The sequence below is a fragment of the Rhizobiales bacterium NRL2 genome (genome assembly GCA_001664005.1).
Classification (GTDB): Bacteria; Pseudomonadota; Alphaproteobacteria; order Minwuiales; family Minwuiaceae; genus Minwuia.
Map to the genome: position 1 here is coordinate 380,975 of CP016093.1, position 12,341 is coordinate 393,315.

Here is a 12,341-nt window from a genome sequence, read left to right on the forward strand (position 1 = left end):
CGGTGTCATGCCCGCCCCCGAGCGGGCATCCGGCCAGGATCATCGACTTGCGGCGAAGCCGCTCCGGACCCCCGCACAGAGGCGGGGGTGACACGCCGAGTGAGCGGCGGTCCAATCAGACAGCGGAAGGGTCTATCCCAGCAGCCGGCCGATCTGGCGGTTGGCGAGGACGAGGCGGCCGATGTCGACGGCGCCGGCGGCCCGGACCTCGTGCATGGTCTGGTCGATGCGGCCGAGATCGCGGCCGTACTGCGCCTCGAAGGTCTCCATCGCACCCTTCACCGTTTCGGCGTCGCCGGCGAAGGCGTTGACCGCGAGCTGGCGCTGCTGGGCGTAGGTGTCCTCGACCAGCATGTTCACGGCCTGGCGGTCCCAGGCGCTCTCCAGCATCAGATTGGCCGCCTGGGCGCGCAGCCAGTCCAGCCCCAGCCGCGCGCCGATGGCGAAATAGGTCTCGGCCACCAGCCCGATATCGCGGGCCGCGGTCTCGGCGGCGTCGACGACGTCCAGCGTCGTCGCCAGCGGCTGCAGGGCGGCGACGTCGGCGGCCAGCTTCTCGTCCACGCCCGCGGCTGCGAGATCGGTGGCGCGCTGGCGGAAGGCGGCCAGCTCCATCTCGCCCAGCTGTTCGTCCAGCCGTCCGCGCAGGTCCTGGATGGCGGGGCGGAAGCGTTCGGCGATGCGGACCCGGCCGATGGGCTGGGCGGCGTTGCGCAGGAACCACAGGCCGGCGCGCACCATCGCGTCCTGCACCATCAGCAGCATGCGCGTCTGCACCTCCGCCGGCACCTTGTTGTCGAGGGCGTCAATGGCCTCCCAGATCGGGTCGAGCCGGAAGACCTGGCGCGTTGCCATCGCGACCCGGCCGACATCCGCCGCGTCCACGCCCAGGTCGTCCTGCGCCAGCCGCGGAAAGGCCGGCCCGGCGCGGTTGACCATGAAATTGGCGATGCGGGTGGCGATGATCTCCCGGCGCAGACGATGACCCTCGATGGCGTCGGGATAGCGCTTCTGGACGGCTTCCGGGAAATAGCCGAACAGCACGTCCTCCAGTCCGTCCTCGTCAGGCAGGGCGCTGTCGAGCAGCTCCGTCTTCAGCGTCATCTTGGCGTAGGAGAGGATGACGCAGAGTTCCGGCCGGGTCAGGCCGCCGCGGCGTTCCGACAGCTCCTCGTCGTCGGGCAGGTACTCGATGTCCCGGTTGAGCAGCCCCTCCCGGGCGTAGGAGCGCATCAGCCGCCCCCAGGGGCCGTTGCCGGACCGTCCGCGCGCCTGGGCGACGGTGACCGCCTGGCCCTGGACGTAGTTGTCCTCCAGCACCAGGCCGGCGACGGCCTCGGTCATCTCCTCCAGCAGGGTGTTGCGCTGCTTGCGGGTCATGTCGCCGGCGGCCTCGACGGCGCCCAGCAGGATCTTGATGTTGACCTCGTGGTCGGAGCAGTCGACGCCCGCCGAATTGTCGATGAAGTCGGTATTGATGCGCCCGCCGTGGCTTGCGTACTCGATGCGGCCGAGCTGGGTGATGCCCAGGTTGGCGCCCTCGCCGATCACCTTGACGCGCAGTTCCCGCGCGTCGACGCGGATGGCGTCATTGGCCCGGTCGCCGGCGTCGCCGTGGCTCTCGTCCTCCGACTTCACATAGGTGCCGATGCCGCCGAACCAGAGCAGATCGGCCGGCGCGCGCAGGATCGCCTGCATCACCTGGAAGGGGGTCATCTCGGCCAGCTCCACGCCGATGGCCGCCGCCGCCTCCGGCGTCAGCTTCACCTTCTTCTCGGTCCGCGGCACGATCATCGCGCCCTTCGACAGCTTGCTCCGGTCGTAGTCGTCCCAGCTCGAGCGGCCGAGCTCGAAGACCCGTTGCCGCTCGGCGAAGCTGACGGCCGGGTCCGGATCCGGATCGATGAAGATGTGGCGGTGGTCGAAGGCCGCCAGCAGGCGGATCTGCTGCGACAGCAGCATGCCGTTGCCGAAGACGTCGCCGGACATGTCGCCGACGCCGACGACGCTGAAGGGCTCGGTCTGGATGTCGGCGCCGATCTCCCGGAAATGGCGTTTCACGCACTCCCATGCGCCGCGGGCGGTGATGCCCATCTTCTTGTGGTCGTAGCCGGCCGCGCCGCCCGAGGCGAAGGCGTCGCCCAGCCAGAAGCCGTAGTCGATCGCCACCTGGTTGGCGTAGTCGGAGAAGGTCGCGGTGCCCTTGTCGGCGGCGACCACCAGATAGGGGTCGTCGCCATCGCGGCGGACGACGCTCTCGGGCGGGACGATCGATCCGTCGACGATGTTGTCGGTGACGTCCAGCAGCCCGGAGATGAAGCCGCGGTAGCAGGCCACGCCCTCGGCGATCTGGGCCTCCCGGTCGCCGCCCTGGGGCGGGCGCTTGGGCACGAAGCCGCCCTTGGACCCGACCGGCACGATGACGGCGTTCTTGACCATCTGGGCCTTGACCAGGCCCAGGACCTCGGTGCGGAAGTCCTCGCGCCGGTCGGACCAGCGCAGGCCGCCGCGGGCGACCAGCCCGCCGCGCAGGTGCACGCCCTCGAAGCGCGGGCTGTAGACGAAGATCTCCCGGAACGGCCGCGGCAGCGGCAGATCGTCCAGCACCTGGCTGTCGAACTTCAGCGACAGATAGGGGTTGCCGTCGACGTCCGTGCGGCGCTGGAAGAAGTTGGTCCTGAGCGTCGACTGCACGGCGTTGAGGAAGCGGCGCAGGATGCGGTCCTCGTCCAGGCTGGGCACCTTGTCCAGCAGCAGCTCGATGGATTCCCCGATGGTCTGCGCCGTTTCCTCCCGGTCGCCCGGAGAGGCCGGGTCCAGCAGGCAGTAGAACAGTTCAACGATCAGGCTGGTGACGGCGCCGTTGGTCGCCAGCGTGTCCTCCATGTAATCCTGGCTGAAGGCGATGCCCGCCTGGCGGAGGAACTTGCAGTAGGCACGCAGCAGCACCACGTCGCGCGGCGCGATGCCCTCGGCGACGATCAGGCGGTTGAAGCCGTCATTCTCCATCTCGCCGGAGAAGATCTTGGCGAAGCCCTCCTCGAAGGCCGGCTTGAACTCGCCCAGATTCGGCTCCGCGCCGTCGGTCGTGCCCATCTCGAAGTCGTGGATCCAGCAGAACGGGTCGACGGGATCGCCGACCGGGTGACTCTGTTCGGAGAGCACCCACAATCCCATGTGCTCCAGCATCGGCAGCACGTCCGAGAGCGCCAGCGCCTCGCCGCGCTGGAACAGCTTCAGGCGCAGCGTGCGGTCGTCGTCCTCCAGCAGCCGGTAGAGGTTGAGGCCCATCGCGTCCTGCGCCGTCTCCTCCATGTGCTGGATGTCGATGCAGGCCATCTCGGCGCTGAACACCTCGCGGTAGGCGGCGGAGAAGGCGTGGGCGTAGCGCCGGTGCAGCACGTTGGCGCGCTCCTCGCCCCAGGCCTCGACCAGCGCATCCTTCAGCGCGTCGTCCCAGGACCGCGCGGCCTCGATCAGCCGCGCTTCCAGCGCCTCCCGGTCGACCTCGCTTGCAGTCGGGCCGCCGCCGACGATGACGTGCAGCCGCGCCAGCGCCGAATCGCCGATCTGAGTGTAGAAGGCGGAGATGCGCCCGCCGAGCTGCTCGGCCAGGATCTTCTCGAACTTGCGGCGGAGTTCGGAATCGTAGTTTTCCCGCGGCACGTAGACCAGGCAGGAGAAGAACCGCTCGAAGCGGTCGCGGCGCAGGAACAGCTTGATCCGCGGCCGGTCCTGCAGCCCCAGAATGCCCATGGCCGTCTGGTAGAGCTCGTCTTCCGGGATCTGGAACAGCTCGTCGCGGGGGAAGGTGTCGAGCACGTTGGCCAGCGCCTTGCCCGCGTGGCCGCGGGGGTCGTAGCCGGCGCGCTCCAGCACCCGCGCGGTCTTGCGCCTCAGATAGGGAATTTCCTTCGGCGTGCGGTTGTAGGCGGCGGAGGTGAACAGGCCGACGAAGCGGCGCTCGCCGACGATCTGGCCGTCGTCGTCGAAGCGCTTGATGCCGACATAGTCCAGGTGGACCGGGCGGTGGATGGTCGAGCGCTTGTTGGTCTTGGTGACGATGATCAGTTCCGGCCGCTGCAGGAATTCGCGCACCTCCGGCGACAGCGCGGGCTCGCCGCTGGCGCGCTCCATCACGCGCCGGGCGGGGTCGCGCAGCAGGCCGAGGCCGGAGCCCGGCACGATCTCCAGGCTCTCGGTCTCCCGGCTGGCCAGGTAGTCGTATTCCCGATAGCCGAGAAAGGTGAAGTGGTCGTCGATCATCCACTCCAGCAGCGCCCGGCCCTCATCGACGTCCTCGGCGTCCAGCGGCGGCGGATTCTCGCGCAGGTCCTCGGCCATGATCTCGGCCTGCCGCAGCATCGGCCGCCAGTCCTCGACCGCCAGGCGCACATCGTCCAGCGTCTCGCCGAGCGCCTTCTCGATGGCCGCGAGGTCCGCCGGGTCGGAATGGGTGGAGAACTCGATCTGGATCACCGATTCGGCGATCGCGCCCTCTGCGCCGCGGTCGACGCAGCCCTGCAGCCGGCCCTCGGCGTCGCGGACGACATGCACCACCGGATGGATCAGCTCGTGGATCTGGCCGTCGAACTGGCCCAGGGCGGAGACGATCGAATCGACCAGGAACGGCATGTTGTCGTTCACCGTCTCGATGATGGTGTGGGGCGAGGACCAGCCGTGCTCGTCCAGCTTCGGATTGTAGGCCCGGACCTTGCCGGAGCCGGGCTTGCGCTGGGCCGCGAACTTCCACAGCGACAGCAGTGCGCCGTAGATATCCTCGGCGCTGCGCTCCTCCACCGCCTCGTGGATCGCGCGGTGAAGCACCTGCGCGGCGAAGTCGGTGAGGGCCGCCGCCTCCTCGGCCGCCAGGCGATCGCGGCAGCGTTCGGTGACGGCCTGCAGCAGTTCATCCTGCGCGTCGGTCCTGGCGTCCATGGCGTCCCTCCGGTCGCTGACTGGCGGCCGCGATTGTGGCACGGACCGCACAGGGGCGAAACATTGCAGCTTTCTTCGCCTCCTTGCCTGCAAAACCGGCAGGGACACACGTGATGGAGGTTGACCGATTGTCGCAGCGGGACAACACTCCCCGGCGAAGGCTTGCGCCATGTGGGGGAATGGGGGCGGTTCGATACCCGCTGCCGCCGGGTGCAATCCCAATGGAAATCAGGGCAGGACTCGAAGGAGGGGGGACGATCATGGCGTCCACGAACGACCAGCTACAGCAATTCATGGAAGGCCTGGAGAAACGCAATCCGGGCGAACCCGAATTCCACCAGGCGGTGATGGAGGTTGCGGCCACCATCATTCCGTTCCTGGAGAGCAATCCGCGCTACAAGGAGATGATGATCCTGGAGCGCATGGCGGAGCCGGACCGGGTGGTCAGCTTCCGCGTCTGCTGGGAGGATGACGAGGGCAACATCCGCGTCAACCGCGGCCACCGCGTGCAGATGAACAATGCCATCGGCCCCTCAAGGGCGGCATCCGCTTCCATCCGTCGGTGAACACCTCGGTGCTGAAGTTCCTCGCCTTCGAGCAGACCTTCAAGAACAGCCTCACCGGTCTGCCCATGGGCGCGGGCAAGGGCGGCGCGAACTTCAATCCGAAGGGCAAGTCGCTCAACGAGATCATGCGCTTCTGCCAGTCGTTCATGACCGAGCTTTACCGCCACATCGGCGCCAACATCGACGTGCCGGCCGGTGACATCGGCGTCGGCAGCCGCGAGATCGGCTACATGTTCGGCCAGTTCAAGCGCATCACCAACTCGTTCGAAGGCGTGCTGACCGGCAAGGGCCTGGAGTTCGGCGGCTCGCTGGTGCGCACCGAGGCGACGGGCTACGGCGCGGTCTACTTCCTGCAGAACATGCTCAAGGCGGCCGGCAAGGACGTCGAGGGCATGACCGCGGTGGTCTCCGGCTCGGGCAATGTGGCGGTCCATGCGGCCGAGAAGCTGATGCAGCTCGGCGCGCGTCCGGTGACGCTCTCCGACAGCCAGGGCTTCATCCATGATCCGGAAGGCTTCACCCAGGAGAAGCTGAACTGGGTCAAGGAGCACAAGGGCCATCGCCGCGGCCGCATCAGCGAGTACTGCCAGGAGTACAAGGGCGCGACCTTCCACGAGGGCAAGCAGCCCTGGGGCGTCAAGTGCGACATCGCCATGCCCTGCGCCACCCAGAACGAGATCGACATCAAGGACGCCAAGACCCTGATCAAGAACGGCGTCAAGGCGATCTCCGAGGGCGCCAACATGCCGACCTCGAACGAAGGCGTGGACGCCTTCCTCGACGCCGGCGTGATCTTCGGCCCGGCCAAGGCGGCGAATGCCGGCGGCGTCGCGGTCTCGGGTCTGGAAATGAGCCAGAACTCGGCCCGCATCTCCTGGGGCATCGACCAGCTCCAGGAACAGCTGCGCCAGATCATGGAAGACATCCATGGCCGCTGCGAGCACTACGGCAAGGACTATGGCCGCAAGGGCATGACCGACTACGTGGCCGGCGCCAACATCGCCGGCTTCGCCAAGGTCGCCGACGGCATGCTGGCCTTCGGCGTGGTCTGACCGCAGCCGCAAACGACCGATCGGACGCGCCCGGTCTTCCGCGAGGGAGGCCGGGCGTTTCCTTTTTCAGCGAGACCTGATCACCGCCCGCGCGCCAGACCTCCGAGATCGGAGGGCCGGACGAGGCGGAGGATCCAGCCGAGGCCGAAATAGACCGCCACCGCGCCGGCGACGAGGATCGCCAGCGACAGCGCCCGCCAGAACTCGCCGCCGGGCAGGTGGACGTCCAACGCGATGGCGCCGAACAGCAGCCCCGCCGCCATGACCAGTGCCGCGGCGAACATCTTCGGGATCGCCCACAACAGCCGCCGGTCGGGCTTCAGCCAGCCGCGCCGCCAGGCGAAATACGCCAGCAAGGCGGTGTTGAGCCAGGAGGCGATGGCAGTGGCCAGCGCCAGGCCGGCGTGCAGCATCGGTCCCATCAGGATCAGGTTCAGCACCACGTTCACGGCGACCGCGGCGACGGCGATCTTCACCGGCGTCGATGTGTCCTCACGGGCAAAGAAGGCCGGGCCCAGCACCTTCACCATGACATAGGCCGGCAGGCCCCAGGCATAGGCCGAGAGCGCCCAGGCCGTGGCCGCGGTGTCGGCGGGGCTGAAGGCGCCGCGCTCGAACAGCGTACCCACCAGCACCGACGGGATCATCAGGCAGGCGGCGGCGGCGGGAACCGAGAGCAGCAGGGCGAACTCGATGGCGCGGTTGAGGCTGAGCCGGGCGTCGTCCAGCTGCCCCGAAGCCGCCTGGCGGGAGAGCAGCGGCAGCAGCGCGGTGCCGACGGCGACGCCGACCACCCCGATCGGCAACTGGCTGATGCGGTCGGCGTAGAACAGGTACGAGATCGAGCCCTCTGGCAGGGTCGAGGCGAGGATGATGTCGATCACCAGGTTGATCTGCACCACGCCCGCGCCCAGCGCCGCGGGCGCCATCAGAGAGACGACCCGCTTCACGCCCGGCGTCAGCCGGGGCCGGGGCAGCCTCAGCGCCAGGCCCGCCCGGTGCAGCGCGTGGAGCAGCCAGAGAAACTGTACCGCGCCGGCCACGAAGACCCCGATGGCGAGCGCGTGGCCCGCCGTCGGCACGTGTTCCACCAGCAGAAGCAGCGCCGCGATCAGGCAGAGATTGAGCAGGATCGGCGTCGCCGCGGCGGCGGCGAAGCGGCCGGTGCTGTTCAGCACGCCCTGGAAGAGCGAGACCAGGCTGATGAACAGCAGATAGGGAAAGGTGATCCGGGTCAGCTCGACCGCCAGGTCGAAGGTCGCCGGATCGTCGGTGAAGCCGGGCGCCAGGGCGATCATCGCTACCGGCATTGCCATCTGCAGCGCCGCCACCAGCAGGAACAGCACCGTCAGCAGCACCGCCGCGGTGTCTTCGGCGAACAGCCGCGCCGCCTCCCGCCCCTCCCGCGCCAGCCGACCCGAGAACAGCGGCACGAAGGCGGCGTTGAATGCGCCCTCGGCGAACAGGCGGCGGAAGAAGTTGGGCAGCTTGAAGGCGACGAAGAAGGCGTCGCCAATGGGGCCTGCGCCGACGATCGCGGCGATCAGGATGTCGCGCGCGAAGCCGGTGATGCGGCTGATCATGGTGAAGCCGCCCACCGTGGCGGCCGCGCGCATCAGCCGGCCTGATCCCGAATCTGCCATTGCGAAGTCTTAGATCGGGATCCGGGCGGAAGTAAGTCCTCTCGCGAGGGACGGGACGGCGGACGTGAAGAAGCCCGCGCCGGGGGGCCGGCACGGGCTTCTCCGTCGCGGGAGCCGCCGTGAGGGAAAGGAGGGAACGGTGCGGCCCCCGTGGTGCTGCGGACGCGCCGGCCGGGTCCCTGCGGACCCCGCCGCGCGCCGGTATCCGGCCTTGCGGGCCGACGCCTGCTTATTCGAAGGCGTCGTCGTCGGAGGTGATGTAGCCCGCGCCCGCGCCGAGCGCGCCACCCAGCAGTGCGCCTGTTGCGGCGCTGCCGCCGGTGATCGCGCCGAGCGCCGCGCCGCCGGCCGCGCCCGCGGCGCCGCCGGAAAGGGTCCGCTGCTGGGTTTCGTTCATGCCTTCGCACGCGCCAAGACCCAGCATGAGGCCGATAACGCTGATGGCTCCAATCTTGCGGATCATCGGATTAGCTCCACTTTTCTGAACTTTCTTGGCTGGAACTCAGTGTACGACCGCGACCGGGGCCTCCAGCTTGGCATGGTCCAGTCGGGTCAACGCCCCACCTTCCATCGCGTACAGCACGCGGCGGACGAATGGGCTGCGTTTGAGGTGGCCACCATCCAGCAGGAGTGCAAGACGGTAGCCATCGAATCGGCGGCTGCGCCGCTGGCGGCTGCGTTCGCGCCTGAGCGCCGCGCCGTCCCTGTAGGTGTTGATGCCGTGAATGACGTCAAGCATCGGGCTCAGCAGATCCCGGTAGTGGCTGCGCCGGGCGCCCCCCAGGGCCTGAACCGCCGACGGCGGCAGATTGGCCGGGCTGGCCAGCGAGTCGGGCGCCAGCGCCATCAGATCGTGCGCCGTCCGCTCCCGGCCCCAGTCCGTCGCCGCCGCGGCGATGGCCAGCAGCAGCGAGGGCGGCACGACGTCGAAGCGGCGGTCGAGCTGCTCCAGGTCGCGGGCGTCATATTGGCGCATCGCCTGCTCCAGCATCAGGGGATCGCTCTCCGCGCGGATCATGCTGCGCTGCAGGCTCATGATCTCGTTGGCGCGCAGCACGATGGGCAGCATCAGCGTGATGAAGGTCTTCTGGCGCTCCGCCAGACTGGCGATGCCGGCCATGTCGCGCGGCAGCCGCTCGATGAAGGTCCGGGGCACCATCTGGCGGCCGTTGCCCGCCGCGTACGGGTCATAGGACAGCCGCCGCAGACACTGGCGTGTGTCCCTGGGTGCGAAGACGTCCCCGCCGATACCGGAGCGGGCGGTGGCGTATGCCTGTTGCTCGATGATGGTCTGGTACATTGCGGCCTCGAACTGACGGGCGGGAAATTCCGCTGCTTGCACCATCGAATATCGGGCAAGGCCGGTGGCGGGTCAGCGGCGAGGCTGTGGCAAAGCTGTGGCGGCGGGTCGCGTTACGTATCAGGGCCTTGCAGCGGGCAGGCGGAGCACGACGGCCAGGCCGCCCTCGTCGCCGGCTTCGGCATGGGCCGCGCCGCCCATCGCCTCCATGTTGCGGCGCACGATCCACAGGCCCAGCCCGTCATGGCCGCCGTCGCCCGGCTCGCGGTGGCTGAAGCGGCGGTCGAAGATCTGCTCCAGCTGGCTGTCGGCGACGCCGGGGCCGGTGTCGGTGACGCGGATCTCGATCATGCCGGTCGATTCCTCGGTCATCAGCGAAAGCTCGACCCGCCCGCCCGCCGGGGTCAGGTCGAGGGCGTTCTCGACCGGATTCTCGATCGCGGTGCGCAGCAGCTCCTCGTTGCCGAGCGCCATGACGCGCCCCGGCGAGCGGACCGTGACCTCGATGCCCCGGTCCTCGGCGATGGGCCGGTAGTCGTCGGCGACCGGACGCAGCAGGCCGCCGGCGTCGACCGGGGTCAGCCGCGGCGCGACCAGGGCGGCGGCCGTCTCCTCGCTGCGCCGGATCACCGTGATCAGATGATCCAGGCGCTCGATCGCCTTCTCGATCAGCTCGACCGAGCGCCGCCGGCGGGGATCCTCGGCCGCCATGGCCCGGAGCGGCTCCACGGCCTGGGCGATGACACCCACGGGCGTCTTCAGGGCGTGGGCGTTCTCCTCCGACAGCCTGAGCAGGCTTTCCGCCGAACGCCGGAGATGGCTGACCATCTGGTCGAAAGCCCGGGCGACGCCGTCCAGTTCCGGCACCCGGTTCTGGTCCAGGAAGCGGGTGCCGCCCTCGCCGCGGGCGGTGCGCCGCGCCGCGTCGGCGAAGCCGCGCAGGTCGCGGCGGAAGCTCAGGAAGACCAGCAGCACGAGGCCGACCATGATCACGTAGATCACGCCGCTGGCGATCATCTCCGGCGATTGCCAGTAGGGTTGCGCGCCGTCGGGGCCGAAGCCGGCGAACTGCTCCCGGGTCAGGATCACCACCCAGCAGCCCTCGGGCTTCGCCAGCGGCACCACCGAGGCGATGATGCGGCGGTCGCCGGCGACCGTGTCGTAGACCTGTCCCGCCGGACCGCCCGGCCCGCAGCCGGGCCCGATGTCGGCGACCGCGCCGGTGGCCAGCAGGCGCTCGCGCTCCTGTTCCAGGTCGGCGTCGGGCAGCGCCGGCGAGGCGCCGACGAAATAGAACGCCCGGTCCGCGTCGTCGCTGGGACGGAACAGCACCCGGACCTCGTTGCGCGGCGTGTCGAAGCGGGCCAGGTGCTTGCCCAGTTCCGGCAGTTTGGCCGGGTCCAGCGCGGTCTCGACGCCGCGCGCGATCATCCGCCCCTGGGCGGCGACGGACTGGCGCAGCAGCGCGCTCTGTTCGGCGTCGGCGGCGCGGAGCTGCAGGTAGATGATGACCGGGGCGACGGCGAGAACCAGGGCGATGGCGGCGAGGCGCATCCACATGGAGCGCCAGATGCGGCCGCCCACGACCTTAGTCCCTTCGCCAGCGATAGCCGAATCCCGGATAGTTCTCGATCTCCTCGAAATCGGGGTCGATCGATTCGAACTTGCGCCGGATGCGCTTGATCATCGAGCGGACATTGGTGCGATAGCCGTCCTCGCCGGCGCCGGCGTGGAATCCCTCGCCGCGCACGAGGTCGTAGATCTCGCGATAGCGGCAGTCGCGCCCCGCCCGGGACGCCAGATGGCTGACGATGGCGAACTCGGCGATGGTCAGGTCGACGCGCCGGCCGCGCCAGGCGGCGCGCGCGGATTCGGGATCCAGCGTCAGCTCGCCGATCCGCTGCGGCTGGTCCTCGGGCGCCTCCTCCTCCGCGCCGCCGCGGCGGCCGTCCACGATCAGGTCGATGCGCCGGCGCAGGATGGAGAAGCTGCGCGATTTCTCGATGAAGTCGACGGCGCCGCCGATCAGCGCCGCCTCCTCGTAGATCTGGTCGCTCAGCACCGTCAGGAAGATCACCGGGATGTCGCCGCCCCGGGCGCGGTACTGTTTCAGCACCTCGATGCCATTCATCTTCGGCATCTTCCAGTCCAGCAGGATGAGCTGCGGCAGGGGTTCGCTCTCCAGGCCTTCGAGGGCCTCCGGGCCGTCGGGAAAGACGGCGACCTCGAAGCCGGCGTCGGCCAGGTTCTGCGCCACGGACTCACGGAACAGATCGTCGTCGTCGACGACGTAGATCAGCGCGTTCTCAGCCATCGGCCAGTCTCTTGCCCTCCACGCAGAATTTGTCGGGCGTCTCGCCGCCGCCCTCGTTGATGACGATCTCGTAGCTCAGCGCCTTGGTGCGGCCGCTGGCGACATCCTCGAACAGGAACAGGTCGATGGCGCAGCCGGTCAGATCATAGCGCCAGACGCTGGCCGGCGGCTCGTTGCGGATCCGGTCGGGCTGGCCCATGGCGTCACGCAGTTCGGCTTCCGACATCCCGATCAGCTCCGGCGCCGGCCGGCGTACACGGGGCTTGGCGGCGGCGCCGGCGGGTGGCCCGGAGCCGGCGGGTGCGCGCGCCAGGCCTTCGGGCCGGGGTGTGGGCGGCGGCGGCGAGGCCGCGTCCGGTGCGCCGGCGGCTTCCTCGCTGCCCGGACGGGGCGGAATGACGCGCGTGTCCGGCGCGGGCGACGCCGTGGCGGCGCCCGAACCCGCCGGCGGCGCCTGCTGTGTGCAGGCGGCCAGCCACGCCGCCGCGATGACGACCCCGCACAAGCCGGAAATCCGCATGTCTGCGC

At 69.3% G+C, this 12,341-nt stretch carries 7 protein-coding genes and 1 pseudogene; 1 reads left to right on the plus strand and 7 read right to left on the minus strand.

The window, feature by feature from the left end:
* Positions 1 to 132: 132 nt before the first annotated feature.
* Positions 133 to 4,938 (minus strand): hypothetical protein, encoded by a 4,806-nt coding sequence (locus TEF_01715; protein ANK79652.1) that lies wholly within the window; start codon positions 4,936 to 4,938, stop codon positions 133 to 135.
* 260 nt (positions 4,939 to 5,198) lie between these two features.
* Here TEF_01715 and TEF_01720 point away from each other — a divergent pair.
* Positions 5,199 to 6,556, plus strand: a pseudogene (locus TEF_01720) (glutamate dehydrogenase).
* An 80-nt stretch (positions 6,557 to 6,636) separates the two neighbouring features.
* Here TEF_01720 and TEF_01725 read toward each other — a convergent pair.
* The 6 genes from TEF_01725 to TEF_01750 all read right to left on the minus strand — a co-directional run bounded on the left by TEF_01725 (position 6,637) and on the right by TEF_01750 (position 12,333).
* Complete coding sequence (locus tag TEF_01725; protein ANK79653.1) at positions 6,637 to 8,199, minus strand: murein biosynthesis integral membrane protein MurJ; 1,563 nt, start codon at positions 8,197 to 8,199, stop codon at positions 6,637 to 6,639.
* A gap of 229 nt (positions 8,200 to 8,428) precedes the next feature.
* On the minus strand, positions 8,429 to 8,662 hold the full coding sequence (locus tag TEF_01730) for a hypothetical protein (protein ANK79654.1): 234 nt from the start codon (positions 8,660 to 8,662) through the stop codon (positions 8,429 to 8,431).
* A gap of 39 nt (positions 8,663 to 8,701) precedes the next feature.
* Complete coding sequence (locus TEF_01735) at positions 8,702 to 9,499, minus strand: hypothetical protein (protein ANK79655.1); 798 nt, start codon at positions 9,497 to 9,499, stop codon at positions 8,702 to 8,704.
* Positions 9,500 to 9,619: 120 nt separating this feature from the next.
* Entirely contained in the window at positions 9,620 to 11,059 is a 1,440-nt protein-coding gene (locus TEF_01740; GenBank protein ANK83212.1) for a hypothetical protein, read from the minus strand.
* 28 nt (positions 11,060 to 11,087) lie between these two features.
* Positions 11,088 to 11,813 carry a response regulator gene (locus TEF_01745; protein ANK79656.1) on the minus strand — a complete coding sequence of 242 codons (726 nt, stop codon included), beginning with the start codon at positions 11,811 to 11,813 and terminating at the stop codon, positions 11,088 to 11,090.
* Positions 11,806 to 12,333, minus strand: coding sequence for a hypothetical protein (locus tag TEF_01750; protein ID ANK79657.1), 528 nt, complete (start codon positions 12,331 to 12,333; stop codon positions 11,806 to 11,808). Before TEF_01750 ends, TEF_01745 begins: the two co-directional genes overlap by 8 nt.
* Positions 12,334 to 12,341: the final 8 nt, after the last annotated feature.

Coding starts and splice junctions, on each gene's coding strand:
- TEF_01715 (ANK79652.1), bottom strand. CDS start 4,938: ATGGACGCCAGGACCGACGCGCAGGATGAACTGCTGCAGGCCGTCACC.
- TEF_01725 (ANK79653.1), bottom strand. CDS start 8,199: ATGGCAGATTCGGGATCAGGCCGGCTGATGCGCGCGGCCGCCACGGTG.
- TEF_01730 (ANK79654.1), bottom strand. CDS start 8,662: ATGATCCGCAAGATTGGAGCCATCAGCGTTATCGGCCTCATGCTGGGT.
- TEF_01735 (ANK79655.1), bottom strand. CDS start 9,499: ATGTACCAGACCATCATCGAGCAACAGGCATACGCCACCGCCCGCTCC.
- TEF_01740 (ANK83212.1), bottom strand. CDS start 11,059: ATGTGGATGCGCCTCGCCGCCATCGCCCTGGTTCTCGCCGTCGCCCCG.
- TEF_01745 (ANK79656.1), bottom strand. CDS start 11,813: ATGGCTGAGAACGCGCTGATCTACGTCGTCGACGACGACGATCTGTTC.
- TEF_01750 (ANK79657.1), bottom strand. CDS start 12,333: ATGCGGATTTCCGGCTTGTGCGGGGTCGTCATCGCGGCGGCGTGGCTG.